Source organism: Winogradskyella sp. (assembly GCF_028282165.1).
Taxonomy (GTDB): domain Bacteria; phylum Bacteroidota; class Bacteroidia; order Flavobacteriales; family Flavobacteriaceae; genus Winogradskyella.
Genome location: NZ_JANQIM010000033.1, coordinates 175,576 through 199,575 on the forward strand (window position 1 = coordinate 175,576; position 24,000 = coordinate 199,575).

28 protein-coding genes are annotated in these 24,000 nt (G+C 35.6%); 11 read left to right on the plus strand and 17 right to left on the minus strand.

The window, feature by feature from the left end; all coding sequences use genetic code 11:
* Positions 1-151 precede the first annotated feature (151 nt).
* Together Q0972_RS12800 and Q0972_RS12805 are read left to right on the plus strand one after the other, a co-directional pair.
* Positions 152-835, plus strand: coding sequence for a response regulator transcription factor (locus Q0972_RS12800; RefSeq protein ID WP_299366137.1), 684 nt, complete (start codon positions 152-154; stop codon positions 833-835).
* Positions 835-1,878, plus strand: coding sequence for an ATP-binding protein (locus tag Q0972_RS12805; RefSeq protein ID WP_299366139.1), 1,044 nt, complete (start codon positions 835-837; stop codon positions 1,876-1,878). The genes Q0972_RS12800 and Q0972_RS12805 overlap by 1 nt, the downstream gene beginning before the upstream one ends.
* On the opposite strand, the gene Q0972_RS12810 is transcribed toward Q0972_RS12805, so the two are convergent.
* Positions 1,861-2,925 carry a glycosyltransferase gene (locus Q0972_RS12810; protein ID WP_299366141.1) on the minus strand — a complete coding sequence of 355 codons (1,065 nt, stop codon included), beginning with the start codon at positions 2,923-2,925 and terminating at the stop codon, positions 1,861-1,863. The two genes, Q0972_RS12805 and Q0972_RS12810, sit on opposite strands and share 18 nt — an antisense overlap.
* A 99-nt stretch (positions 2,926-3,024) precedes the next feature.
* On the opposite strand from Q0972_RS12810, the gene trmB reads away from it, so the two are divergent.
* The 8 genes from trmB (at position 3,025) to Q0972_RS12850 (ending at position 8,183) form a co-directional block, all read left to right on the plus strand.
* Positions 3,025-3,699 carry a tRNA (guanosine(46)-N7)-methyltransferase TrmB gene (gene trmB / locus Q0972_RS12815; protein ID WP_299366143.1) on the plus strand — a complete coding sequence of 225 codons (675 nt, stop codon included), beginning with the start codon at positions 3,025-3,027 and terminating at the stop codon, positions 3,697-3,699.
* A 3-nt stretch (positions 3,700-3,702) separates the two neighbouring features.
* Positions 3,703-4,332, plus strand: coding sequence for a lysine transporter LysE (locus Q0972_RS12820; protein ID WP_299366144.1), 630 nt, complete (start codon positions 3,703-3,705; stop codon positions 4,330-4,332).
* A gap of 85 nt (positions 4,333-4,417) precedes the next feature.
* A complete protein-coding gene (locus Q0972_RS12825; protein WP_299366146.1) occupies positions 4,418-4,750 on the plus strand; it encodes an MGMT family protein in 333 nt (110 codons plus the stop codon).
* Positions 4,751-4,944: 194 nt separating this feature from the next.
* Complete coding sequence (locus tag Q0972_RS12830; RefSeq protein WP_299366148.1) at positions 4,945-6,084, plus strand: Mrp/NBP35 family ATP-binding protein; 1,140 nt, start codon at positions 4,945-4,947, stop codon at positions 6,082-6,084.
* The gene (locus tag Q0972_RS12835) at positions 6,085-6,324 is read left to right on the plus strand and encodes a NifU family protein (protein WP_299366150.1); all 240 of its coding nucleotides are present in this window, start codon (positions 6,085-6,087) and stop codon (positions 6,322-6,324) included.
* 66 nt (positions 6,325-6,390) lie between these two features.
* Positions 6,391-7,446: an NAD(P)/FAD-dependent oxidoreductase gene (locus Q0972_RS12840; RefSeq protein ID WP_299366152.1), complete on the plus strand. Its 1,056-nt coding sequence runs from the start codon at positions 6,391-6,393 to the stop codon at positions 7,444-7,446.
* 28 nt (positions 7,447-7,474) lie between these two features.
* Complete coding sequence (locus Q0972_RS12845; protein ID WP_299366154.1) at positions 7,475-7,855, plus strand: four helix bundle protein; 381 nt, start codon at positions 7,475-7,477, stop codon at positions 7,853-7,855.
* Positions 7,848-8,183, plus strand: coding sequence for a 2Fe-2S iron-sulfur cluster-binding protein (locus Q0972_RS12850; RefSeq protein WP_299366156.1), 336 nt, complete (start codon positions 7,848-7,850; stop codon positions 8,181-8,183). Before Q0972_RS12845 ends, Q0972_RS12850 begins: the two co-directional genes overlap by 8 nt.
* A 274-nt stretch (positions 8,184-8,457) precedes the next feature.
* Here Q0972_RS12850 and Q0972_RS12855 read toward each other — a convergent pair whose 3' ends face one another.
* The 10 genes from Q0972_RS12855 to Q0972_RS12900 all read right to left on the minus strand — a co-directional run bounded on the left by Q0972_RS12855 (position 8,458) and on the right by Q0972_RS12900 (position 16,821).
* The gene (locus Q0972_RS12855) at positions 8,458-8,709 is read right to left on the minus strand and encodes a glutaredoxin family protein (protein WP_299366158.1); all 252 of its coding nucleotides are present in this window, start codon (positions 8,707-8,709) and stop codon (positions 8,458-8,460) included.
* Positions 8,694-9,872 carry a cation:proton antiporter gene (locus Q0972_RS12860; RefSeq protein ID WP_299366160.1) on the minus strand — a complete coding sequence of 393 codons (1,179 nt, stop codon included), beginning with the start codon at positions 9,870-9,872 and terminating at the stop codon, positions 8,694-8,696. The genes Q0972_RS12855 and Q0972_RS12860 overlap by 16 nt, the downstream gene beginning before the upstream one ends.
* A gap of 139 nt (positions 9,873-10,011) precedes the next feature.
* Complete coding sequence (locus tag Q0972_RS12865; RefSeq protein WP_299366162.1) at positions 10,012-10,329, minus strand: GNAT family N-acetyltransferase; 318 nt, start codon at positions 10,327-10,329, stop codon at positions 10,012-10,014.
* Between the two features lie 12 nt (positions 10,330-10,341).
* Positions 10,342-11,670 (minus strand): porin, encoded by a 1,329-nt coding sequence (locus Q0972_RS12870; RefSeq protein ID WP_299366164.1) that lies wholly within the window; start codon positions 11,668-11,670, stop codon positions 10,342-10,344.
* Position 11,671: 1 nt separating this feature from the next.
* Complete coding sequence (locus Q0972_RS12875) at positions 11,672-12,121, minus strand: DMT family transporter (RefSeq protein ID WP_299366166.1); 450 nt, start codon at positions 12,119-12,121, stop codon at positions 11,672-11,674.
* Positions 12,118-12,552, minus strand: coding sequence for a DoxX family protein (locus Q0972_RS12880; protein ID WP_299366168.1), 435 nt, complete (start codon positions 12,550-12,552; stop codon positions 12,118-12,120). Before Q0972_RS12880 ends, Q0972_RS12875 begins: the two co-directional genes overlap by 4 nt.
* A 77-nt stretch (positions 12,553-12,629) precedes the next feature.
* A complete protein-coding gene (locus tag Q0972_RS12885; protein WP_299366170.1) occupies positions 12,630-13,154 on the minus strand; it encodes a YceI family protein in 525 nt (174 codons plus the stop codon).
* A 25-nt stretch (positions 13,155-13,179) separates the two neighbouring features.
* Positions 13,180-15,015, minus strand: a complete 1,836-nt coding sequence (locus tag Q0972_RS12890) for an amidohydrolase (RefSeq protein WP_299366172.1) — start codon at positions 15,013-15,015, stop codon at positions 13,180-13,182.
* A 105-nt stretch (positions 15,016-15,120) separates the two neighbouring features.
* Entirely contained in the window at positions 15,121-15,870 is a 750-nt protein-coding gene (locus Q0972_RS12895; RefSeq protein ID WP_299366174.1) for a hydrolase, read from the minus strand.
* 213 nt (positions 15,871-16,083) lie between these two features.
* Positions 16,084-16,821, minus strand: coding sequence for a pirin family protein (locus Q0972_RS12900; RefSeq protein ID WP_299366572.1), 738 nt, complete (start codon positions 16,819-16,821; stop codon positions 16,084-16,086).
* Between the two features lie 322 nt (positions 16,822-17,143).
* Between Q0972_RS12900 and Q0972_RS12905 the strand changes: the two genes are divergently transcribed.
* Positions 17,144-19,267, plus strand: a complete 2,124-nt coding sequence (locus Q0972_RS12905) for a sigma 54-interacting transcriptional regulator (protein ID WP_299366176.1) — start codon at positions 17,144-17,146, stop codon at positions 19,265-19,267.
* Between the two features lie 25 nt (positions 19,268-19,292).
* Here Q0972_RS12905 and Q0972_RS12910 read toward each other — a convergent pair whose 3' ends face one another.
* The 6 genes from Q0972_RS12910 to Q0972_RS12935 all read right to left on the minus strand — a co-directional run bounded on the left by Q0972_RS12910 (position 19,293) and on the right by Q0972_RS12935 (position 23,792).
* On the minus strand, positions 19,293-20,192 hold the full coding sequence (locus Q0972_RS12910) for a metallophosphoesterase (RefSeq protein WP_299366178.1): 900 nt from the start codon (positions 20,190-20,192) through the stop codon (positions 19,293-19,295).
* A gap of 72 nt (positions 20,193-20,264) precedes the next feature.
* Positions 20,265-21,443, minus strand: a complete 1,179-nt coding sequence (locus Q0972_RS12915) for an acyl-CoA dehydrogenase family protein (RefSeq protein WP_299366180.1) — start codon at positions 21,441-21,443, stop codon at positions 20,265-20,267.
* A 113-nt stretch (positions 21,444-21,556) separates the two neighbouring features.
* Positions 21,557-22,267 carry a methyltransferase gene (locus Q0972_RS12920; protein ID WP_299366182.1) on the minus strand — a complete coding sequence of 237 codons (711 nt, stop codon included), beginning with the start codon at positions 22,265-22,267 and terminating at the stop codon, positions 21,557-21,559.
* A 120-nt stretch (positions 22,268-22,387) separates the two neighbouring features.
* On the minus strand, positions 22,388-22,648 hold the full coding sequence (locus Q0972_RS12925; protein WP_299366183.1) for a four helix bundle protein: 261 nt from the start codon (positions 22,646-22,648) through the stop codon (positions 22,388-22,390).
* Positions 22,649-22,691: 43 nt separating this feature from the next.
* Positions 22,692-23,216, minus strand: a complete 525-nt coding sequence (gene rimM / locus Q0972_RS12930; RefSeq protein ID WP_299366185.1) for a ribosome maturation factor RimM — start codon at positions 23,214-23,216, stop codon at positions 22,692-22,694.
* Between the two features lie 66 nt (positions 23,217-23,282).
* The gene (locus tag Q0972_RS12935) at positions 23,283-23,792 is read right to left on the minus strand and encodes a 30S ribosomal protein S16 (protein WP_299366186.1); all 510 of its coding nucleotides are present in this window, start codon (positions 23,790-23,792) and stop codon (positions 23,283-23,285) included.
* Between the last annotated feature and the right edge of the window lie 208 nt (positions 23,793-24,000).

The window sequence follows — 24,000 nt, forward strand, 5'->3', positions numbered from 1 at the left end:
CTTCTTTACAATAAGTTAACATATCAGTTGCCCCTAACTTTAGGGAATTATTGCTTTATCTGCAATGTTAGAGAATTGTTATCAATTTTGATTAAATGTCTACATAAAAAGATATATTTTATCTTTACGCAAGCTTAAAATTATCTTAACAGTGAAAAAAAAGGATATTAAGATACTATTGGTTGATGATGAGCCAGATATCTTAGAAATTGTAGGTTATAATTTATCTTCAGAGGGATATCAGGTTATAACCGGCGAAAATGGTTTAGAGGCCATTGAGAAAGCAAAAAAACACAAACCACATTTAATAATTCTTGATGTAATGATGCCAGAGATGGATGGTATTGAAGCTTGTGAGCGCATACGTCAAGACTCTAAACTTAATAACACGATCGTTACCTTTTTAACAGCCAGAGGAGAGGATTATTCTCAAGTAGCAGGTTTTGAGGCTGGAGCCGATGATTATATTACCAAACCCATTAAGCCAAAGGTTCTTGTAAGTAAGGTTAAAGCACTACTTAGAAGACTCAAAGAAACTGAGAGTACTAACGAATCGATTAAAATAGGAGATTTAATAATTAATAGAGAAGAATACAAAATAACTAAAAAAGGAGAAGAGATTATATTACCTAGAAAAGAGTTTGAATTATTATCTTTGCTTGCAACAAAGCCTGGTAAAGTTTTTAAGAGAGAAGAGATATTAGACAAAGTCTGGGGTAATGAAGTAGTTGTAGGGGGTAGAACCATTGACGTACATATCAGAAAACTTCGCGAAAAGATAGGTGATAAATCCTTTAAAACTGTGAAAGGTGTTGGTTACAAGTTTGTTGACTAATGCAGAAAAAGAGTCTAAAGAAAACATATAGGTTCGCTATAAGAACATCCTTATATGTCACAATTTTTGCAACACTCCTTGTGAGTGTTTTTTTGTACTACTATCATACATTCAATTGGCAAGTGATACTCTTTCCATTGATATGCTTCCCATTATGTTTTGTTATTATTCAATATAGAGTAGAACGTTTTATCTATAGACGTGTAAAGAAAATATACGATGATTTAACTCTATTGGAATCCGCAAGTTTAAGGCGACAACCTATTACAACAGATATGGGTACACTTACCAAGGAGATTGATAAATATGCCAGGGATAGAAAAATTGAAATAGAGACATTAAAGATTAGGGAAGAGTACCGAAAGGAGTTTTTAGGAAATGTATCTCATGAATTAAAAACACCGCTTTTTACTGTGCAAGGCTACATTGACACCTTGCTTGATGGTGGAATAGACGATGAGAAAATCAGAAAAAAATACTTAAATAGAGCCAGCAAAGGTGTAGAGCGTCTAACATATATCATAAAAGATTTAGATATGATTACCAAGCTCGAAGTCGGTGATCTTAGGCTTGACAAAGAAAGTTTTGATATTGTTAAGCTGGTTGAAAATGTTTTTGAACTTTTTGAAATGAAAGCTGCAAAGAAACAGATAACACTTACTTTTGATATGGATTATCTAGAACCCATTATGGTTTATGCTGATAAAGAACGGATACAGCAGGTACTGACCAACTTAATCGTGAACTCTATTAAATATGGCAGAAAAAAAGGAACTACAGAGGTTAGTGTAGAAAACCTTATAAAAAATAAAGCAATAATTAGAGTGACAGATAACGGTGAAGGAATTAAGGAGGAGAATTTAACACGCTTGTTTGAACGTTTTTATAGAGTTGATAAAAGTGGTTCTCGGAAAGAAGGAGGTTCTGGATTAGGATTATCCATAGTAAAACACATCATTGAAGCTCATGATGAAAAAATGTATGTTGAGAGCGAATTAGGAGTAGGGAGTGAATTTTCCTTTACACTAGAAAAGACGGAATAGTCTTTTGAAGTTTATATCGTATTCCATTGCCGTAAAACCTTTATAATTATTTGCTCTCGATAACATTTCTATTTTAAAGTCCTTTTGTTTACAGCTGGGCGCCACTCCTTCTTTGTCTAGCTTTTCTGCTAAATATTCTTGTTCAAACTGCCCAGGGGTTGGAATGAAAAAAGCCTTTTTTTCGAGCTTTGCATAATCCATAATAGATGTATAACCTGATCGGCCTAATATAAGTTCACTTTCATTTATGGCAATTTCGAGCTCACTACTGGTCATGTAATTGTAGGTAGTGATTTTGCCTCCCTGCGATTTATTTTGATCTTCCTTAATCCTACCTTTTACAAAACAAACTGTACCTTGGTACGATTCTAATTCTTCAAGCAATTTTTCCTCTAAAAATGTCCGTTGAGGTTCGGGACCAGATAGCACCACTAAAAGATTATATTTAGTTGGGAGGTCTAACTTATTGAATCGGCTTAATGGTCCTAAATACTTTACAGAGGATTGAAATCCTTCGGGATGTCCTAAGTCACCACTTAAATTATTGGTGCCGACATTATCGGGAACCCAACATTCATCAAACTTCATGATTATTTTTTGATGCAGTTTGCTGCTCAACCAAGTTGTACTTCCGCTCAATACCCTTAACTGGTGAGTTATAAATACTGAAGGAACCGATTTGTGTCTTATGCCAAAACGGTTATCTGAAATAATACCTGAGATGTCTTCAGTTTTTATAAAAGCTTCAATAGCTTTCTTTTCTTTTTTTATGGTTTTTAATAAGTGAGGCGAATCTTTAATCAGCTTAAGTTTAAAACTACTAGCTTTTTTTGAATACGTAACATTGTATGATGGAAGGTTTATAGACCTAAGATTAGGAAATTCTTTTTTTAATAACTCTAAAGCTACACCATCACTTGCTATAATAGGTTCAAAACCATTTTCTATTAAGGCGTTAATAATTGGGATACATCTGGTTGCATGGCCCAAACCCCAATTTAATGGAGCTACTAAGATTTTCTTCTTTTCATCACCTAAATCAGACATCTATAAATTTTAGATAAAAAATAATGCCTGCAAAAATAAACCTAAAATGTTTCCTTAATTTTACCAAATCATTAATTATGTGCAGAAATATTAACATAAGTGGGGAGTAAAAATAAACTGAAGCGATTTAAGGAAAACGAAACCTTTGTAAATGTGTTTCAACCATCAAGAGGAGAATTGATGGATGGTAATTATGCATTAAAAGGTAAATGGAGAAAAACTGTTTTCAGAAATGAAAATCCTATAATATTGGAGTTAGGTTGTGGCAAGGGCGAATATACTGTTGGTTTGGCAAAACGCTATCCAGATAAAAACTTTATTGGAATAGATATAAAAGGCGCACGTTTTTGGCGTGGTGCAAAAACAGCCACAGATAATCAGATGTCTAATGTAATGTTTGTAAGAACTCAAATTGAACTCATTGAATATGTTTTTGAGGAAAATGAGGTTGATGAAATCTGGATAACTTTTCCGGATCCACAAATAAAATACAAAAGAACCAAACATCGACTTACTAACCTTCAATTTTTAGATCGGTATAAAAAAGTTCTAAAACCAAACGGGTTGGTGCATCTGAAAACTGATAGTGAATTTATGCATGGTTATACCCTTGGGTTACTTCATGGTTTAGGACATGATGTACTATATGCCAATCATGATATATATAAGTTAGAAGGAAGCCCAGAAGAAGTCACGGAGATTCAGACATTTTATGAGAACCAGTATTTAGAGAATGACAAAGCAATTACGTATATTAGATTCAAAATCAACTAAAACTTGAGTATTACAGTCGTCTTTTTCCTCGGACTTTTTGTCTCGCTAATTGGTGTTATCCCACCAGGACTGCTAAACATGACGGCAGCCAAGATAAGTTTAAAAGAAGGCCCAGGAAGAGGTATAACGTTCTCGTCAGGTGTGTGCCTGATCGTTTTTGTGCAGACGTATGTAGCGGCTATTTTCTCTAGATATTTATCCAATAGACCAGATATTGTGGAAATTCTGCAGCGTGTGGCTTTTGTCATTTTTGTACTCATAACTGTTTATTTTTTGGTGATTGCCAGAAACCAGAAAGAAGCCAAGGTCGAAACCGATATAAAAAGTAAACAAAGTCGCTTTTTCCACGGTATGTTTTTATCATCACTTAATGTGTTTCCTATCCCTTATCAGGCTTATATGACCATTACCTTAGCATCATTTGGTTGGATGGATTTTGAACGGATTAGTATTATAACCTACGTTACAGGTGCAGCGATGGGTACATTTGTAATGTTGTATTTTTATATTTTCTTTTTTGATAAAATTAAGGACAAGAGCTTTACTTCTCAGAAAAGCATGAATTATAGCATAGGTATTATTACTGGTGTTGTAGCATTAGTAACTTTTATTAATATTTTAAGAGAACTCTGATGAAACATCTTATATATGTGTTGATTCGAGTTTATAAGTATTCATAGATGTTACATTTAACAAAAGCATTAATAGAGATTAACAAATGAAACCAGAGACTTTAGGTTTTTTTGAAAAAGTCTATGAGGTGGCAAGACGCATTCCATATGGACGGGTTACAAGTTATGGCGCTATTGCTAAATATTTGGGAGCTACAAAGAGTGCTCGAATCGTGGGTTACGCTATGAATAATTCTGGAGGAAAAGATGTACCTGCGCATCGTGTTGTGAACAGAAAAGGGTTATTAACAGGTAAACATCATTTTGATGGGACAAATTTGATGCAACAACTTCTCGAAAATGAGGGTATTGAAGTTATTGATAATCAAATTCAGAATTTTAAAGCTGTCTTTTGGGATCCTTCGACAGAATTACAATAAAAGCCCTGACTATTACAAAAGCAAATCCACCTATTATTCAATTCAATTTAAGCCCTTCAAAATCTAAAGGTTTTGCAGTATCTTTGCGTTTAGAATAAATCTAGATAAGATTTTATGTCAGATTGAGCGTGGTCATTGAGCGAAGTCGAAATCTATTCGTTTTTTAAGCCCACGCCATTATCTAATAAATAGCTATGAAGTTAAACAAACAAGATATATTAAATGCGCTTAAAACCATTACAGTTCCTGGTGAAGGAGAGAATATGGTCGATAGTGGAGCGGTGACCAATGTCGTGACCTTTGCAGATGAGGTAATCGTCGATATTACCATTAAGAATCCAAGTTTACAGGCACGTAAAAAGACAGAAGTAGAAATCTTACAGACCATTCATAGAGATGTTTATGAAAAGGCTAAGATTAAAGTGAACATAAAGGTTGATGCACCAGTGGCTAAACCAAAAAATGAAATAAAAGGAAAACCAATTCCTGGAATTCAAAACATTATTGCCGTAGCTTCTGGAAAAGGTGGTGTGGGAAAATCTACTGTAACTGCTAATTTGGCGGTGACTTTAGCCAAAATGGGATTTAAAGTAGGTGTATTAGACGCAGATATTTACGGACCGTCTATTCCCATTATGTTCGATGTTGCCAATGAACGACCTTTATCCGTAAATATTGGAGGCAAATCTAAGATGAAGCCTATTGAGAATTATGGTGTTAAAGTGTTGTCCATTGGATTTTTTACAAAACCAGACCAAGCTGTGATCTGGAGAGGGCCAATGGCTTCTAAAGCCCTAAATCAAATGATTTTCGACGCCGCTTGGGGAGAGTTAGATTTCCTTTTGCTTGATTTACCACCTGGAACAGGCGATATTCATTTGAGTATTATGCAAGCTTTACCGATAACAGGAGCTGTTGTTGTAAGTACACCGCAAAATGTAGCTTTGGCAGATGCTAAAAAAGGAGTAGCGATGTTTCAGCAAGATAGCATCAATGTACCTGTATTAGGTATTATTGAGAATATGGCGTACTTTACACCAGCAGAGTTTCCAGAGAACAAATATTACATTTTCGGAAAAGAAGGCGCTAAACATTTGGCAGAAGATCTAGAGGTGCCATTTCTTGGAGAAGTACCGTTGGTACAAAGCGTCAGGGAAGCAGGAGATTTAGGGAGGCCAGCAGCGTTGCAAACTGCGACACCAATTGAAAACGCTTTTGAAGAACTGACCCGAAATGTTGTTCAACAAGTAGTGTACAGAAATGAGAATTTACCAGCTACCGAAGCAATAAAAATTACAACAATGGCAGGTTGCTCTGCCGTAAATAAAAAGTAAATGAGTCCAGAAGAACTTAAATTAAACGTAGAAAAAGCACTAGACGAAATTCGCCCATTTTTGCAAAGTGATGGAGGCGATATCAATTTACTATCAATTGATGATGATAAATTAGTTAAGGTACAGCTTGTTGGAGCTTGTACATCTTGTAGTGTTAATCAGATGACCTTAAAATCTGGAGTAGAGATGACAATTAAGAAGTACGCACCTCAGATAGAGCGTGTTATTAATGTAGAATAGTTATTGTGACTTTTGTCACATTCTACCTTAAATTACATTAATAGTTTTGTTTCCAATTCTTAATTCATGATTACTACCGACATACTTATTATAGGTGCAGGGCCCACTGGGCTTTTTACTGTTTTTGAAGCTGGACTTTTAAAACTAAAATGCCATTTAATAGATGCATTACCACAGCCTGGCGGACAGTGTTCAGAGATTTACCCTAAGAAACCTATATACGACATTCCTGCATATCCAGAAATTTTAGCTGGCGATTTAACTGACAAACTACTTGAGCAGTGCAAACAGTTTGAACCAGGTTTTACCTTAGGGGAACGTGCAGAGACCATCGAAAAGCAGGAAGATGGTACATTCATTGTCACCACAAATAAAGGAACAAAACACCAAGCACCTGTTGTAGCTATTGCCGGTGGGTTAGGAAGTTTTGAGCCGCGAAAACCCTTAATTGATAATATAGTTGATTACGAGGAAAAAGGTGTGGAGTACATGATTAAGGAACCCGAAATGTATCGCGATAAAAGAGTGGTTATTGCCGGAGGTGGTGATTCAGCATTAGACTGGACCATCTTTTTAGCTGATGTTGCATCTAATGTTACATTAGTACATAGGCGTAACGAGTTTAGAGGGCATTTGGATTCTGTAGAAAAAGTACAAGAACTTAAAAATGCGGGAAAAATTAATTTGGTAACTCCTGCTGAGATTACAGCTATTAATGGCAATGGTAAAGTGGAAAGTATAGAAGTGACCAAAAAAGATGAAGCCCCTTATCTTATAGAAACGGATCATTTTATTCCGTTATTCGGCTTGTCGCCTAAGCTTGGACCAATAGCCAATTGGGGATTGGAGATTGAAAAAAATGCAATTAAAGTAAATAATGCTTTAGACTATCAAACTAATATTCCTGGAATTTTTGCCATAGGCGATGTCAATACCTATCCTGGAAAACTAAAACTTATTCTTTGCGGTTTTCACGAAGCTACCTTAATGTGTCAGGCAGCCTATAAAATTATTCATCCAGGAAAGCGCTATGTTCTAAAGTATACCACAGTATCTGGTGTAGATGGTTTTGATGGTACACGAAAAGAAGCGCCGAAAGCAGTAGTTAAAGCAATTCAGTAAATAGTAGACAGTAAATAGTGATTAGTATATGGCAGTTCAGAAATTTGAAGATTTATTGGTATGGCAAAAGTCTCAAGACTTAGCTGTTTCAATTTATGACATTTTCAAAGACAACAAGGATTTTTCATTTAGAGATCAAATACGAAGAGCTACTATTTCAATTTCCAACAACATTGTTGAAGGATTCGACAGAAATTCAAATGCTGACTTTTCTAGGTTCTTGTACATTGCTTTATCTTCCAATAGCGAAGTTAGGTCAATGTTATGTTTATCAACAAAATTAGGATTCATAGATAAGGGTGACGTAAGTGGCCTGATTGAAAGAACCAATGAGATTTCAAAAATGTTACATGGACTTATTAAATCTATTAAAACTAATTACTATTTCCTGATTACTGTGTATGAATAATTCGGATATAAACATAACTATTATCGACCGCGAAGGCATATCACACAACGTTGAAGCACCCACTGATATGGCCATGAACCTTATGGAAGTAGTGCGTTCTTTCGAGCTCGCACCAGAGGGGACTATTGGTGTGTGCGGTGGTATGGCAATGTGTGCCTCCTGTCAATGCTACGTACTAAGTGATAATGAACTTCCAGAAATGCAAGATGATGAAGAAGCCATGCTTTCTGAAGCGTTTTATGTCAAGGATAATTCGCGTTTAGGTTGTCAAATCCCAATGACACCTGATATGGAAGGTCTAGAAGTAGAGTTAGCCCCAGAATCTTGAATAGGGGTTTATTAATAAGTTTTAGATTAACTTGAAATGTTCAAGACCAAAGACGTCACTTTGAGTAAAATTCTACAAGAATTTTGTATCGAGAAGTGTTTTTGTTTGTAGTTTTCTTGTTTTCGATACAAATTTCATTCATTTCAATCATGAAATTCACTCAAACTGACGAAAATTGCTTACAATTTATTCATTTCATATTGTTTTTTCCGAAACTCTTCAATTTGGGCTGGGTTGATACCCATATTAGAATTGTCTTTTATCAATCTTAATTTTACTCTATGTTATTTGATTTCAAAAAAGCCTTTAATTCAGCAATTGTCGGATTCTTTAAATGTTGATCACCATAAATCAATGTCGGAAATTTGAGTTTTCCGTCATAAAGATTTCGTACTTTTTCTTCAGCATCGCTATCTTCCTCAACATTAAAGTCATCAAATTCTATCCATTCGGATTGTAAAAAATTACGAATTACCGCCGACTTTGTACACCAACCTGTTCCGTATAATTCTATTTTCTTTTCCATAATTTCATAAGTTTAGGATGTATTTTCTCTGCATTACTTACAATAAAAGGCGTGACTGACATTAGTAAGATTGAAACTGCTAAGAATATCTGGTAGTTGTTAGCGGAAATCAATTCGTACTTAAGCCCACTTTGCGCCAATACAAAAGAAAATTCACCAATTTGTGCAATAGAAAAACCAACAGCAAGAGCTGTTTTCCATTCTAATTTCATCACCTTTACCGCAAGAATTCCCGCAATGGCTTTTACCAGCAATGCAAAGAAAAACCAGAATACAATCCAGCCAAAATCAGTCATAAAAATTTCGTAATTCAATAGCATACCCATAGAAATGAAAAAGAAACTCATAAATACATATCTAAAAGGTAAAAAGCACGAAATCGCCATGTGATTATAATCGGTTTCGGCGATGATTAAACCAGCTATGAAAGCACCTAGGGCTAGGGATAAACCTAGCTTTTCCGTAAGAAGCGCAATACCTGTTACTAAAAAAACCGTGGCAATTAAAAACACTTCTTGACTTTGCACTTTCATAACGGTTTTTAAAAAATAAGGAATAACATAGCGTGCCAATGCATAAGCTATAATACCCATTAAAATCAGTTTGCCAAACAACCAACCAAGGGCAGTGATAGGATCTTCCCCAGCACCTGCAAGTATTGGGGTAAAGAGCATAAGCGGTACAATCATTATATCTTGAAAAAGCAATACCGCTAGAATAAATTTTCCATGAGGTGTTGTAATTTTATTGGTGTCCTGAAGTACTTTTACAACAATTGCCGTACTACTTAGAGCATATAAAAAGCCCCAAAAAATGCTTTCTTGAATGGATGGACGCATTAGTAACCAAATAAGTCCAGCGGTAATAAATATAGTAAAGAATACCTGAGCTGCTCCACCACCCAATACATAATTTTTTATTTTCTTTAAGTTGGTAAATGAAAACTCTAAGCCAACAGTGAAGAGCAGAAGTATGATGCCAATTTCTGCATAGACCTCAACTTCTTTCATGTCAGCAAAATAACTTGATGTATTGGGGCTTAATAAAACACCTGTAATTAAATACCCTATGATGTATCTAATTTTTAAAAGCTTGCATATAATGATGACGGCTGTGGCGACACCAAAAATGGCACAGATGTTTATGAGAATGTGATGTTGCATGGGTTGGTGATTTTTCTAAATAGCATCAATAAATTTTAAATTTCAGCATGTCACTTCGAGTAAAATTCACTCAAACTGACGAAAATATTTTGTTTTTCTTAAATATATTGCAATAATATTAGTAGTTCTTTATTTTTTATTATAATTTATCGTAACCACGAAATCTTTTGCTTACCAATTCCTTCCACTCGGGATGCCTTTTTATGTAGGCAAAAACATATGGGCAATATGGCATCAGGCTTTTATTATTGTCTTTTATGTATTGAAGTGTTTTTTCAACCACTGCAGCCGCGGCACCTTTTCCTGCCAATTCAGGTTCGGTTTCGGTATGGACTAAAGCAATTTGATTTCCATATTCGCCAAAATTGATAAATGCATAATGTCCATCTATATTAATTTCAAAGCGCTTTTTCTCATCGTTTTTTACTAAAGGGATGTCGATATATTCTGGTTTCATTTCTAATGTTTTTTAAAGTTTAAGTTCTGTTGTAAATACAAAATGATAAAGTGTATCACCTAAACCACTTTCTTCTAAGAATGCGCCTGGAAATATAACATTCGATTCTAATTCGAAGTTTAAGTGACGGTTAAATTCATAACTGGCAATAACACCAATTTGATTGCCTATAAATCGTTCATTGTTAACCGAAGGATAGTCTAAAATAAGGGGTGGGCCATAAACACCATCATCTGTTGAAAATCTCCAAAAGGCTACATAATCTATTTCTAGAATAATTGCCCCAAGCTTTGTGTCGAAATAAGGATGAAAGTCGATGAGGTTAGAAGGTCCAAATCGAGCCACACGCCCAAAATAGGCACCACGAGGATATAAGCCATCGAAGGTGTTTAAGGATGATGTGCTATTATTATCTCCACTAATAGCTTCGGTTTTGAGACCAATTGTCCCAAAGGATAGAGGTTTTTCAATATTGAAAGATATGGTCCAAGCGTTGATGTTAGCATCACCAAAAGTCCCAAACTGATATACAAACTCGTTATTGTAATTTAGGCCCTTCCATTTACCAAAATGCCTAACACCAAAGGAAGCACGCTTATCGTCTGCAGTGCCTAAGTTCCAGGTTTTGTTGTCTTCGGTTTTATAGAGTAAATAGATATCTGTATTTGTTTTAGCGGTCCAATTTTGTGTCCAGTATAAAGCACTTAAGGTTTCGTTATCTTCTAAAGCATCATTATCAAAAATACCTTCTTGTTGCTGAACAGGAATGGCATGAAAGGCTGTAACAGTAGTATTTTCATCTGTATATTGCAGTTGCGCCATATCAAAGGATAAACGTACATTTGGTCCTTCGCGAACATCAACAAGTCTTCCGCTCCCTAGGCGCACGTTTTGCCTCCCTACTAGGAGATTCCAGTTTTGGTTAAATCTATATTTAGCAAACAGTTGATTAAAGCTTAATTCATCCCTATCTACAGGAACTAAATTAGTTTTACTGGTGATTAAGCTTGAGTTTAGTTCTGCAAAGAACTCAAATTTATTAGCCACTTTTAGATGTGAATGGAGTTGAAATCGATTTAAAAACCAGTAATCGGTTTGATCCATACTAGTATCGAACTGTTCGTTGATGAATGCTTCAGTTTGAAAACGATAACTACCTCCAAAGCTTAATATCGTGGTTTCAGAAAGTTGAATCTGTTTCAGTTTTTTATAGAATGAATCTGGACTATCCATTTTGATATTGTCATTCTGACGCAATAAACTAAAATCCAAAATATCTGATTCCTGAGAAAAACAGAATACCGAAAACACATAAATCATAAGTTTGATGAATCTACGCATCTTAAAACCTCCGAATCAATAAAACACCCGTGATTAGAAAAGCGACTCCTAGAAGACGTTGCCAGTTAATTTGTTTTACCGGAAGTCCTAAAAGACCATAATGATCAAAGATTAATGAAATTATCATTTGACCAGCTACAATTAAAGAAAAGGTCAGTGCAGTGCCTAACTTTGGAGCTAAAATAATCACTGCAGCTACATAAAAAGCTCCTAAAATTCCGGCTGTCCAAACTACAGGTGTAACCGTTTTTGTTTCAGTTATAGTAGAGAAATCAAATTTAAGCACAAAGAGATAAATCAGCAATCCGATTGTTCCTATTAAAAATGATGCAAAAGCAGCAAAAATAGGTTGGTGTACAGATTTTCCCAATTGCACATTAAGTCCTGCTTGAAGTGGTAAAACAGCACCTGCAATAATAGCCAAGAGGATAAATATTAATTGTGATTTCATGATTTATCAATTTTAAAAAATCTGCGGTCTAATGAGTACTTCCCAGTACCAAGAAAAAATAGAGCTAAGTAAGCTAGCGAATACATTAGCGGAATATCTCTTACTGGCCAAGGGTCATTGCCATGGACTATAAAGAATCCCATTAAGGTGACACTTAATATGGGCAGTATGGCCAATCGTGTAGCCAATCCTAAAATCACGAAAATCGGTGCAATGATATTGGCAATAATCGCTATTATAGCACTTACCTCACCACCAACCCCTATTGGATCTGGAATATGCGCAACTGTGCCTTCGAAATCCAAAAGTTTTTTCATGCCATGTGTATTGATCATGGATAGTGATACTAATACTCTAAACAAAAGGAGTGTAATGTCTTTCGATAAAAATGCAGATTGGTCAGAAAATAGTTTTTGGATTGTTTTTCCCATCTCTAAAAAAAGGTGTTTTAATGTGTAAAGAAGCGATGAAAACCAACATCGCTTCTAAATCAGTTGAAACTTCAGGTTTATTTTTTAATAAACTGAAGTTCTATAACAAGCTTAATGGTATCGCCTACAACAACGCTGCCAGCTTCTGTAACAGCATTCCATGTTAAGCCAAATTCTTTTCTGCTGATGCTACCCGAGATTTCAAATCCCGCTTTTGTCTGCCCATAAGGATCAACAGCTAAGCCATTAAAATCTGTATTCAGTGTTACTTCTTTGGTAACATCTTTAATGGTTAAATTTCCAATGATTTTTGAACCATCAAATGACTTAGAGGTAAAAGTCATTTCAGGAAAAGCACTGACATTGAAGAAATCTTCAGATCTTAAATGGTTGTCTCTATCGTTGTTTTTTGTGTTTATAGAGTTCACTTTAGCAGAGAAGCTAAACTGAGCATTGTTAAAATCTTCTGTTTCCGTTTCAACGGATGCAGTGAAATCTTCGAAGTGCCCACTTACTGTAGAAATCATCATGTGCTTTACTTTAAAGCCTATTTCTGAATGTGCATTGTCGACATTCCATGTTGTTTTTGTTATTGTTTCCATTTTTACTGTTTTTTGATTATTTATTTTATCCTAAATATAATTTTCTAAAGTCACCTGTACGGTAGAGTGGTGACCAATCGGGAGCAACATCTGGTAATGCAGGTGGAGCAAATTTTTGGAAATCATCATAAGCATGAACAATTTTTCCGCCAAGACCGGTTAGCTTAGAGTGTGTTCTAGGAATTAAAGCATCTGGAACTTCCATTACATCTTGATTTAAAATGGTGAAGTCTGCTAATTGCCCTTCTTTTATCTGTCCCTTTTTACCATCATCGCCCGTAAACCATGCCGAGCCTTTTGTCCATAAGCCAATAGCTTCCTCTCTTGTTAAGATGTTGTCATCACCATACATTTGACGTCCACCTCTAGATTGTCCAGTAGCCAACCAGTGGATAGAATACCAAGGATTGTAAGAACTTACTCGAGTTGCATCGGTTCCTCCACCAACTGGAATTCCCATTTTTAGCATCTTTTTGATTGGTGGTGTTTGTGCCAATGCAGCAGCTCCATAATTCTTTACAAAGTCTTCTGCTTGATAAGCAATTCTGTTTTGGATTGCAATGCCTAAATCGAGTTTGGCAATACGTTCTAGAGTTCTTTCGTTAAAAGTTTCACCATGGTCAATGAAGGTGCCTTTAGGAAGTTTCCCATCACCTGCTGCAGCCACTTCTTCGTACATATCCAATAAAATCTGAGCAGATTCATTATAGGTGACGTGCTGTCTCCATGGCCAATTATTTTCGGCTAATAACTTGTAAATTGGTAAGGCAACTTCTCTAACATTTGGCTCTAAATTAGGACGTTGTTGAGCAAAAATTTCATAATCATATGCCGCCCATGCAATGTTCTCACCACCACCAATGAATCGATACATATCATTACCATCACCAGGTTTAACCATACCTATCCATCGTTTGTAATCGTCGTATTCTCGGCCTCCAACTTGTGGAAATGTATGAATACCTACTCTAACTGTTGATAAACCTTGTTTGTTTACATCTTGAATAACATCGTAAGCATCTGGGTATTGCATACCGCCACCACCAGCATCAGACAATGAAGTTAATCCTAGAGCATTCATCTCATTCATAAAATGCTGAGTTCCTAAAACTTGCTGAGGTCTAGTCATTTTAGGCAACTTGGTTAGTGTTTTGTACATTATTAGACCAGATGGTGCCGCGGTAATAATTCCTGTAGCTCGACCATTTCGGTCTTTTTCTATGCGGCCTTTATGATATAAATCAATAGGTTCATTGTCATAATTTAAAACCTCAATAGCTTTTCTGTTGAGCATACCATAGGCATAGAGATAGAAGATGTAAACAGGATGGTTAGGTGCAACTTTGTTAATCTCTTCTAAAGTAGGCATCCGTTTCTCTTTGAATTGTTCCCATGAAAATCCACCAACTATACGTATCCACTGACCTTTAGGTGTGTGTTTTACTTCTTCAGCTAACATTGCCAAGGCTTCCTCAACAGAACTTACCCAATCCCATCGTAATTCTAAACCGTAATGTAAACCTTCTCGAACACCATGTGTGTGTGAGTCGTTAAGACCAGGTATAACCCGGTGTCCTTTAGCATCGATAACCTTTGTCTTTCTTCCAATTAGATCGGACACTTCGCTATTTGAGCCAACGCGGTAAAATTTACCATCTTTAATCGCAAAGGCTTCTGCATTGGGTGCTTTAGGGTCTATGGTTGTAACTTTAGCATTGCGCACAACTAGATCAGCCGAGCCTTGTATTTGAGAAAAGGCGCTTCCAAAAACGGATGGCATAATTAAAGTCGATGCGCCTACTGCCATAGTACCTTTGATGAAGTCTCTCCGACGCATATTGTTTGTTGTTTTATTTTCCATTGAATTAATAATTACAGGATTGGACTTAGATATTTTGGTTTTAGATTAAAAGAGGATTACAAAGCACCCCAAAATCTACCTATGGGGTGCTAATCATTACTCTAACTAGTTTTTCTTTTCGTCTTCTTTAGCCCATTTTTGCATGGTTTTGATGTAATCGATACCTAAACCATAAGCGCCGCCATATCTTTTAGCAAGCTCGTTGACCTCAATATATTGGTCAGAACGCGACCAGTCTCTGTATATTTCCAATAAGTATTGCATAGAGGTCATTGGGATAACACCAGCTTGGATCATTCTGGTCATAGCCATGTCGTGAGCTTCTTGGGATACAGCTCCTGATGCATCTGAAATTACATAGACTTCGTAACCATCTTCAAGAGCAGATAAAGCAGCTAAATTGATACATACTTCTGTCCAAAGTCCTGCCATAACTAACTTTTTCTTTCCAGTAGCTTCAACAGCTTTAATGAAATTTGTATCCTCCCATGAGTTCATAGTAGTTCTATCTATATAAGTAGATTCATCTGGATAGTACTCTCTAATTTCTGGAAATACAGGTCCTGAAAATTGTTTCTCTGCAACTGTGGTAATAATTGTTGGTACTTTGAACAGTTTAGACGCTCCAGTAATTAAACCAGTATTATTTCGCAATTCTTCAATGGGTTGCGATTCTACTGCAAATGCCATCTGACCCTCATGGTCAATTAAAATTAATGTATGATTCGTTGGGTTTAATACCTGCTCTGCTGCATTGGACGGTTCATTAACCGGGTTAGGGTTGTACTGTGTCCATTGTGCAAATGATACTGTTGATATTAAAAGTGCTACAATTGTTAATTTTAAGGTTTTCATTTCTCTTTTTTGTTTTATGCCCTTTTTTGAGCGGTTGATATTTGTTTGAGTTGTTTTTCTGTTATTATGAAGCCTTTCGCATTAGGCGATTAGTCATTCTTCGCTTTAAATGGTTGTATTGCGTTAGGTTTCTATTAGCAGCATGACAGTTGAAGTGACGGCATGCTTCTATAAATCGTACTTTTGCCATTTTTAATTCTCCTTTCTATGAGATTATAGAGTCATTGGTACTTCCATAAGTAATACTTCAGCATCACTATCTGACTCGATTGTTATTTCTTCAATATTTGATAGACCCATTCCGTCTCTTTTATTTAATGATTCTCCATTTATGGTGACATCACCTTTAATAATAAAAGCGTATACACCGTTGTTCTTTGGATCTTTAAGTTGATAGTTTACATATTTTCCTTTGTCTAGGCTTGTTATGTGAAACCATGCGTTTTGATGAATCCAAACGCCTTCGTCTTCTTCATTTGGAGACAATACTTGTTGTAATTTGTTTTTACGATCTTCAACGTTTAGGGTAATCTGATCGTAACGTGGCTGAACACTCTTTTTGTTCGGGAATATCCATATTTGAAGAAATTTTACTTTCTCATCTGCGTTGGCGTTGTACTCAGAATGCATTATGCCTGTACCTGCACTCATCACTTGGATATCACCTGACTTAATGATTGTCTTGTTGCCCATATTGTCTTCGTGCTTCAGATCACCTTCTAGTGGAATTGAAATAATTTCCATATCGCGATGCGGATGTGTGCCAAAGCCTTGGCTTTCAGCAACGATATCATCGTTTAACACTCTTAGTACACCAAAGTGCATACGCTCGGGGTTATGGTAATTGGCAAAGCTAAAAGTGTGTCTAGATTGTAACCAGCCATGGTTGGCACTTCCTCTAGTGTCTGCTTTGTGAATGATAGTATTCACATTTTCTACTGTTGTTTTCATAATGTTTTGATCTTTATTTGGTAAATGGTTGTAACCAACTTTTTTTAATTCAGCTTTAGCAGTTTTAGAATCTGCATTAACTAAGGCTGAAGCACCTAATGTTGAGGCGATTGTTCCAACTATAGATTTTTTTAAAAAGTCTTTACGTTTCATGTTACTCGATTTTGTTCGCTCTATTATAGGCTATTCTCGTGCCAAAAATATAATGGTTTGATTATCAATATTTTGTATTTGTATTTTTAAAAAATAGAATTCTATTTTTATAGAATTTTCTATTATATGAGAAATTTTAATTGTATTTTAACAGTGAAAAAATCACATTATGGATGTAAATATTCCTTTCGAGATATTTAGAGAAAAATTTTTTGAAAACCTTCCTTATAAGATTATGTGGATGGACGAATCTGGTAAAATAATTTATGCTAATACTAAGTTCTTAAAGCGTTTGGGTTATACCAGAAGTGAATTAAATAGACTAACCATTTTTGATATAAATCCGTCCGCTACTCCAGAAACTTGGAAAGACCATTGGGATAAAGTGAGTAACGAAAGACTCCATAGTTTTAAAGCTGTACACCAAACCAAGAAAGGAAATTACTACGATGTTGAAGTTTCTGCTCATTTTTTCTCAAATAATGGAAAAAAGATTATTGCGGCTATTGTCAATGATATTTCAGAATCAAGTTTTTATAAGAATTTATTAAATCATGCCGAGCGCATGAATCATATAGGTGGCTGGAAATTAAATTTGCAGGATGGCTCTATTATTGTAACCCAAGAGTCTTTAAAAATATTCGAAACCGATGATCCTCAAGAATTTTTACCGGGTACAGTCATTCATCGTTTCGAAGAATCAGAACTTTTAAAAGCATTAATGAGTAAGGCCATGAGAAATGGTGCAGACTATGACCAAATTCTCACCCTTAAAAGAAAATCGGGTGAACTACGATATTTAAGGTGCGTCACAGAACCTGTAGTTAAAAAAGATAAAATTTATAAGTTGATTGGGACATATCAAGATGTTACAGAAGAAGTTGAAAAGAAAAACAGACTCCAGTTTTTTAAAGAAATAATTGATAATGCTGAGGATCTATTTTATCTCTATAATAGAGAGGGAAAGTTGTTGCATTATAGTGAGTCTGTAGTTAAAGCTTTAGGATTTTCCAAAGCAGAGTTAGATGATTTTTGGATTTATGACTTAGACCCTAGGATTACCAAAGAATGGTGGTTTAATCACTTTGACGAGATAAAGGAAAAAGGAGCAGTGCACCTTGAGTGGATGGTTTCAAGAAAGGATGGTAGTGCTTTCCCAGCTGATATTATAGCTAATCATCTGGTGTATAATAATCAAGATATTAATTGTGCTGTAATCAGAGACGTTTCACGTTTAAAGGAAAATGAGCAACAACTAAAAGTTGCACTAGATGAGCTTTCAGAATTAAAGAATGAGCTCGAGATCGACAATCAATATTTGCGTGAGGAAATTAATAGCAAAATGAATCTCGATAACATCATTTGCCAAAGCGAATCTTACAGAAGGGTGCTAGAACATGTCACACAAGTCGCTGTAACTGACTCTACCGTATTGATTACCGGAGAATCAGGAACGGGAAAAGAGCTATTGGCGAGTGCTGTGCATCAAAACAGTTTAAGAAATGACAGACCTTTGATTAAGGTTAACTGTGCCACTTTACCTAAAGACCTTATAGAAAGTGAACTGTTTGGTCACAAGAAAGGAGCTTTTACGGGAGCTATTGAAGACAAGTTCGGTAAGTTTAGTCTAGCTGATGGTGGAACTATCTTTTTAGACGAAATAGGTGAGATTCCTATTGATCTTCAACCCAAATTACTACGAGTGCTTCAAGAGGGCGAATTTGATCAGCTTGGGAGTGTAAAAACTACCAAGGTAGACGTAAGGATTATTGCAGCAACAAATCGAAATCTTGAGGATATGGTCAAAGAAGGAAAGTTTAGAGAAGACCTTTATTATAGATTGAATGTATTTCCTATTCATAATATTCCATTAAGAGCAAGAAAAGATGATATACCACTATTGGCGCAGTTTTTTCTGGAAAAGTATTCAGCGAAAGCAGGAAAGTCATTTAAGCGCCTATCAAAAAAGACTATAGACCTTTTAATGAATTATAATTTTCCTGGTAATATTAGGGAGTTAGAGAACCTAATTGAACGTGCAGTTATTGTAGAAAATGGTACGACGCTTAAGCCTGGGTCTTGGATGCCAGTTCAAAATGTTATTCTAGCATCAGATGAGTTTAAGACTTTAGATGACACGCAAAGAGACTACATTATTAAAGTATTGAACTATACCAATTGGCGTGTTAGCGGTCCTAAGGGAGCAGCAACTATTTTAGGGATGAAGGATAAGACATTATTTGCCAGGATGAAAAAGTTAGGCATTGAAAAACAGGTTGGTTTAAAACGATAAATAAAAGAATCCTTAAAAAGTTCTTTTATTCCGTTTTATAATCAATGAGAGGCGTTGGTCCTTCGAGTAATACCCTTACAATTTTCAATGTACCATCATCAGTGGTAGCGATTTGCCACTTTATAAGTGAAATTTTGCCATGTTCAATTTCGAGACCTGTAATGCTTCGAGGATGTACACAACTTCCATCGTTAAAAAAGGCGATATCACCTGGTTCTGGAAAACGTGGCCTATGGGTGTGACCAGCGATCGTTAGGAGATTGTTATTCTCAACGATCCATTTTTTTGTTCTGCGTTCTACTTTAATGAGTTCCTTGTAGTTTTTTGCAGGGCTTGTAGGGTCGGCAATGCCCATAACATTAAGTGGTTTCCAGAGTATGCGCACCAAGAAACGGCTCCATTTCCAAAACAGATAGTTCCACCAATCTGCTTGATGGCCATGACACAAAAATAATTCTTGACCAGTTTCAGAATGTTGTAAAACAATGCCTTCGTGATATTTTATATCACAGAACAACTCTACATCCTCTCCAATTTTTGGGTCAAAATATGTAGACAAATATTTTTTAACGTAATTAGGGTTGCGATATACCATATCATGATTGCCCCAAATCATATGTAATCGACCTTCCTCATGAAATTGTTTCATGAGTAAATAGACATTTTTATGTGCATTAAGAAGAGATTCAAACGATAAATTCTCCCATAATTCGTCACCATCTCCAAGTTCGCAATAGCTAAAGCCTTCGTTATAATAGTGTTTTAAAGCGTGGAAATATATATTTCGATTGTTCGCAAAGTCATCAGCAAAACTATTATCACCGCGATGACAATCACTAAATAGAATGATCTTGGATGAATCATCAAAAGGAACTCGATGAGCTTGTTTGTAAGTTTTGTCTAATTGCTTTTTGGCAGAAAACATATTTAAAATTAATTAAAAAATGCCTTCCAAAACTAATGAAAGGCATTTCTTTTCTTTATATAGCTGTAAACTTTACTTAAAAGCGTTTAAGCCTGTAATATCGAGACCTGTAATTAAAAGATGAATATCGTGTGTGCCTTCATAGGTAATTACACTTTCTAGATTCATCATGTGACGCATGATGCTGTATTCTCCGGTAATGCCCATGCCACCTAATATTTGTCTAGCCTCTCTAGCAATATTAATAGCCATTTCAACATTATTGCGTTTTGCCATTGAAATTTGTGCAGATGAGGCTCTGTTTTCATTTTTTAATTGCCCTAATCGAAATGCCAAAAGCTGGGCTTTGGTAATTTCAGTAATCATTTCTGCCAATTTCTTTTGCTGCAACTGAAAAGCAGCAATTGGTTTGCCAAATTGAATACGTTCTTTGGCATAACGCAAGGCCGTGTCATAACAGTCCATAGCAGCTCCTATCGCGCCCCATGCAATGCCGTATCTTGCAGAATCTAAACATCCGAGAGGAGCGCCCAATCCAGATTTGTTTGGTAATAAATTGTCTTTTGGCACTTTTACATCCTGGAAGATTAGCTCTCCAGTGGCAGAAGCTCTTAATGACCATTTATTATGGGTTTCAGGTGTTGAAAAGCCTTCCATGCCACGTTCAACAATAAGTCCATGGATTCTACCTTCTTCATTTTTTGCCCAAACCACGGCGATATCACAGAAAGGCGAATTGCTTATCCATAGTTTAGCACCATTTAAAAGATAATGGTCGCCCATATCCTTGTAATTAGTGGTCATGCCTCCAGGATTACTGCCATGATCTGGCTCTGTTAATCCAAATGAACCCATCCACTCACCAGAAGCTAATTTGGGTAAATATTTTTGACGCTGTTCTTCTGAGCCATATTTCCAAATAGGGTACATGACCAAAGAGGACTGTACGGATGCTGTACTGCGAACACCAGAATCACCACGTTCTATTTCTTGCATAATTAGGCCATATGAAATCTGGTCTAAGCCTGCTCCACCATATTCTTCGGGAATGTAAGGGCCAAAGGCACCTATTTCGGCTAACCCATTTATAATTTGATTGGGGAATTCTGCTTTTTGGGCGAATTCCTCAATAATCGGTGACACATCACGCTTCACCCATTCTCTAGCCGCATCACGAACCAATTTGTGTTCTTCGGTGAGTAATTCGTCTAAATTATAATAATCTGGTGCTTCAAATAGATCTGGCTTCATTATAAAATGCTTTTAATATTTTGTAATTAGATATTGACGGGCAACTAGACTTTTATTAAAATACCCATTATGGGTCAAAAGTAACGAAAACGTTTTCATTGCCCAACGAATGATTACATTTTCAGATAAAAATCTTTGGTAAGATTAATGTAGGTATCTGTATATTGATGTCTTTCGGTTTCAATAGTCAATTCGGTAGTTTGAATTTTACGTTCTTGAAAAGAAAATTCAATGAAACTACGTTTAATTTCTGAATGTGGATTCCCTTTTACATGTAATATTCTATTAGCGAATAAACCTACTTTTGAAGCTAAGTCAATGAACTGCTCTTCCTCTTTTTTAGGAATTACAACAGAAAACAATCCGTTTTCCGAAAGCAAATTTGCCACAGCAAAAATTAAGTGTTCAAATGGCATGGCATCATTAAAACGGGCAAGGTCTCTTGCTTGATTATCTGTTTTGTAATTCTCAGAGTAGAATGGTGGATTGCAAACAATTAAATCGAATGTGTCATCAACTTCTTCAACAAACTCTAAGAGTGCTGCATGGTAACAGAACAAGCGATTATTCCATGGGGAGTTTTCAAAATTTTCTGAGCATTGCTCAAAAGCATCTTCATCAATTTCAATGGCCTCTATTTGTTGGGCATTACTTCTTTGAGCAAGCATTAATGATAAGATTCCGGTACCAGCACCTATATCTAGAATGGAAAAAGGGTTGTTATTAACGGATATCCAAGCGCCAAGCAGAACACCATCTGTTCCAATTTTCATGGCACAACGATCTTGGTTTACCGTAAATTGTTTGAATTTAAATGGTTTCATAAAAATTTCAATAAATAAACTCCAAATACCAATTCTAGGATTTATTGATTATAGATGAAAGAATTTTTCTTAACTGATCAGCTTCATCGATTAAACCTTCAAATTCAGAATCATTTGAATTTAAATCTCTAAGAAGTTTAACCGTAATATTGATTCTTTAGCTTCTTTTCTTGCGATTTTAAGTCTGAATTTAAAATCTTTATCACCTAATTTTTCATTCGCTTCAATATAATTTGCAGCTATTGAACCAGAAGGTCTTACCAGTTGTCTGCTATCTTCAATGTTTTGAATAGTTTTTTTGAGTGTTTGGATTATTAGCCTACATTTTTTGGCAAAAAAATAAGTTCTTTCTTCTAAATCGTAGACTTTATTTGCATTCATGGTCTAAATTTTTGGAACTTGGTATTTGTGTTTTTGGAATTTATCAAAGATATAAATCAATCAATCCTTCAGGTGTATTTACTTCGATGCTCTTGTTTTTTCGATCTACTTTAACAATAAATTCATCGTTCATTGGGATAAGAATTTCAATGCCATTTCTATCAACCTCAAACAGGGCTTGAGCGGTAGAGTCGTTAATAGCTTTTATAACACCAACATCGCCAAAGCTAGAATCTTTGATGGTGAAACCAATCACCTCATGATAATAAAATTTATTGCCATCTAATTTAGGCAGTAGCTCTAATGGCAAATACAGTTCAGATGTTATTAACGTTTCTGCATCAGCTTCAGTGTCTATGTCTTCGAACTTAATACGTAACAAATCCGATTTGTGCAATTGTGAGGATTCAATGAAGAAAGGGATGAGGTTTCCTCTTAAGTCAATAAAAATGGCATCTAAATTATCGTATAGTTCGGGCTCATCTGTATCTAGTTTAGCCAAAAGTTCGCCTTTAAAGCTGTACTTTTTTATAATCTTTCCTAAATAAAAGCAATCCTCTTTTTTCATGACAAACTATTTCACAAAAAAACCCTGACGATAACTGTCAGGGTTAAAAATATAAAAATAAATTTTTTATTCTTCTTCGTTAGAAGCAGTAGTTTCTTCTGCTACTTCTTCGGCAACTTCTTCAACTACTGGTGCAGCTGCTGCGATACGAGCTTCATTAACAGCTTTTTCAGCTTCTAGCGCTTTAGCTTTAGCTTCAGCATCAGCTTTAGATAAACCATCTGCTTTTGCTTGAATTTTAGAAGCTTTTTCTTCTAACCAAGCGTTGAATTTAGCTTCAGCTTGTTCTTCAGTAAGTGCGCCTTTTTTAACACCTCCAGCTAAATGCTTCTTCAATAAAGCACCTTTGTAAGACAAAATAGCTCTTGCTGTGTCTGTTGGTTGTGCACCATTTTGTAACCAGTTTACAGCACCATCAACATCTAAATCGATTGTTGCAGGATTTGTATTTGGATTATAAATACCTAATTTCTCTAAATATTTACCATCTCTTTTAGCGCGAGAATCCGCGGCTACGATCCAGTAATAAGGTTTTCCTTTTTTACCGTGTCTTTGTAATCTAATCTTTACAGGCATAATAATTAATTAGTGAGGTTCTCGACCTCGGTTATTAATAAGAACCTGTCTGACATTTTAGTCTTAATGTCATTCAGGCGGGCGCAAAGATAGTATATTTTTTTAATTTACAAGACTATAAGACATTTTAACTGAAAGATTTTCATTTTAACCAAAAGAAGAAAGGAACATAAGTCAAGTAAAAAAAATATTATACTTTTGGGATTCT

What these genes read in the sequence shown, in the direction of transcription:
- Q0972_RS12865 (WP_299366162.1), bottom strand. Translation starts at nt 10,329, where the DNA reads ATGAAACCAGAATATATCGACATCCCTTTAGTAAAAAACGATGAGAAA.
- Q0972_RS12870 (WP_299366164.1), bottom strand. Translation starts at nt 11,670, where the DNA reads ATGCGTAGATTCATCAAACTTATGATTTATGTGTTTTCGGTATTCTGT.
- Q0972_RS12895 (WP_299366174.1), bottom strand. Translation starts at nt 15,870, where the DNA reads ATGAAAACCTTAAAATTAACAATTGTAGCACTTTTAATATCAACAGTA.
- Q0972_RS12850 (WP_299366156.1), top strand. Translation starts at nt 7,848, where the DNA reads ATGAATAATTCGGATATAAACATAACTATTATCGACCGCGAAGGCATA.
- Q0972_RS12910 (WP_299366178.1), bottom strand. Translation starts at nt 20,192, where the DNA reads ATGTTTTCTGCCAAAAAGCAATTAGACAAAACTTACAAACAAGCTCAT.
- Q0972_RS12915 (WP_299366180.1), bottom strand. Translation starts at nt 21,443, where the DNA reads ATGAAGCCAGATCTATTTGAAGCACCAGATTATTATAATTTAGACGAA.
- Q0972_RS12900 (WP_299366572.1), bottom strand. Translation starts at nt 16,821, where the DNA reads ATGAAAACAACAGTAGAAAATGTGAATACTATCATTCACAAAGCAGAC.
- Q0972_RS12855 (WP_299366158.1), bottom strand. Translation starts at nt 8,709, where the DNA reads ATGGAAAAGAAAATAGAATTATACGGAACAGGTTGGTGTACAAAGTCG.
- Q0972_RS12880 (WP_299366168.1), bottom strand. Translation starts at nt 12,552, where the DNA reads ATGGGAAAAACAATCCAAAAACTATTTTCTGACCAATCTGCATTTTTA.
- Q0972_RS12920 (WP_299366182.1), bottom strand. Translation starts at nt 22,267, where the DNA reads ATGAAACCATTTAAATTCAAACAATTTACGGTAAACCAAGATCGTTGT.
- Q0972_RS12875 (WP_299366166.1), bottom strand. Translation starts at nt 12,121, where the DNA reads ATGAAATCACAATTAATATTTATCCTCTTGGCTATTATTGCAGGTGCT.
- Q0972_RS12810 (WP_299366141.1), bottom strand. Translation starts at nt 2,925, where the DNA reads ATGTCTGATTTAGGTGATGAAAAGAAGAAAATCTTAGTAGCTCCATTA.
- Q0972_RS12860 (WP_299366160.1), bottom strand. Translation starts at nt 9,872, where the DNA reads ATGCAACATCACATTCTCATAAACATCTGTGCCATTTTTGGTGTCGCC.
- Q0972_RS12935 (WP_299366186.1), bottom strand. Translation starts at nt 23,792, where the DNA reads ATGCCTGTAAAGATTAGATTACAAAGACACGGTAAAAAAGGAAAACCT.
- Q0972_RS12840 (WP_299366152.1), top strand. Translation starts at nt 6,391, where the DNA reads ATGATTACTACCGACATACTTATTATAGGTGCAGGGCCCACTGGGCTT.
- Q0972_RS12890 (WP_299366172.1), bottom strand. Translation starts at nt 15,015, where the DNA reads ATGGAAAATAAAACAACAAACAATATGCGTCGGAGAGACTTCATCAAA.
- Q0972_RS12845 (WP_299366154.1), top strand. Translation starts at nt 7,475, where the DNA reads ATGGCAGTTCAGAAATTTGAAGATTTATTGGTATGGCAAAAGTCTCAA.
- Q0972_RS12805 (WP_299366139.1), top strand. Translation starts at nt 835, where the DNA reads ATGCAGAAAAAGAGTCTAAAGAAAACATATAGGTTCGCTATAAGAACA.
- Q0972_RS12925 (WP_299366183.1), bottom strand. Translation starts at nt 22,648, where the DNA reads ATGAATGCAAATAAAGTCTACGATTTAGAAGAAAGAACTTATTTTTTT.
- Q0972_RS12830 (WP_299366148.1), top strand. Translation starts at nt 4,945, where the DNA reads ATGAAGTTAAACAAACAAGATATATTAAATGCGCTTAAAACCATTACA.
- rimM (WP_299366185.1), bottom strand. Translation starts at nt 23,216, where the DNA reads ATGAAAAAAGAGGATTGCTTTTATTTAGGAAAGATTATAAAAAAGTAC.
- Q0972_RS12905 (WP_299366176.1), top strand. Translation starts at nt 17,144, where the DNA reads ATGGATGTAAATATTCCTTTCGAGATATTTAGAGAAAAATTTTTTGAA.
- Q0972_RS12885 (WP_299366170.1), bottom strand. Translation starts at nt 13,154, where the DNA reads ATGGAAACAATAACAAAAACAACATGGAATGTCGACAATGCACATTCA.
- Q0972_RS12825 (WP_299366146.1), top strand. Translation starts at nt 4,418, where the DNA reads ATGAAACCAGAGACTTTAGGTTTTTTTGAAAAAGTCTATGAGGTGGCA.
- Q0972_RS12835 (WP_299366150.1), top strand. Translation starts at nt 6,085, where the DNA reads ATGAGTCCAGAAGAACTTAAATTAAACGTAGAAAAAGCACTAGACGAA.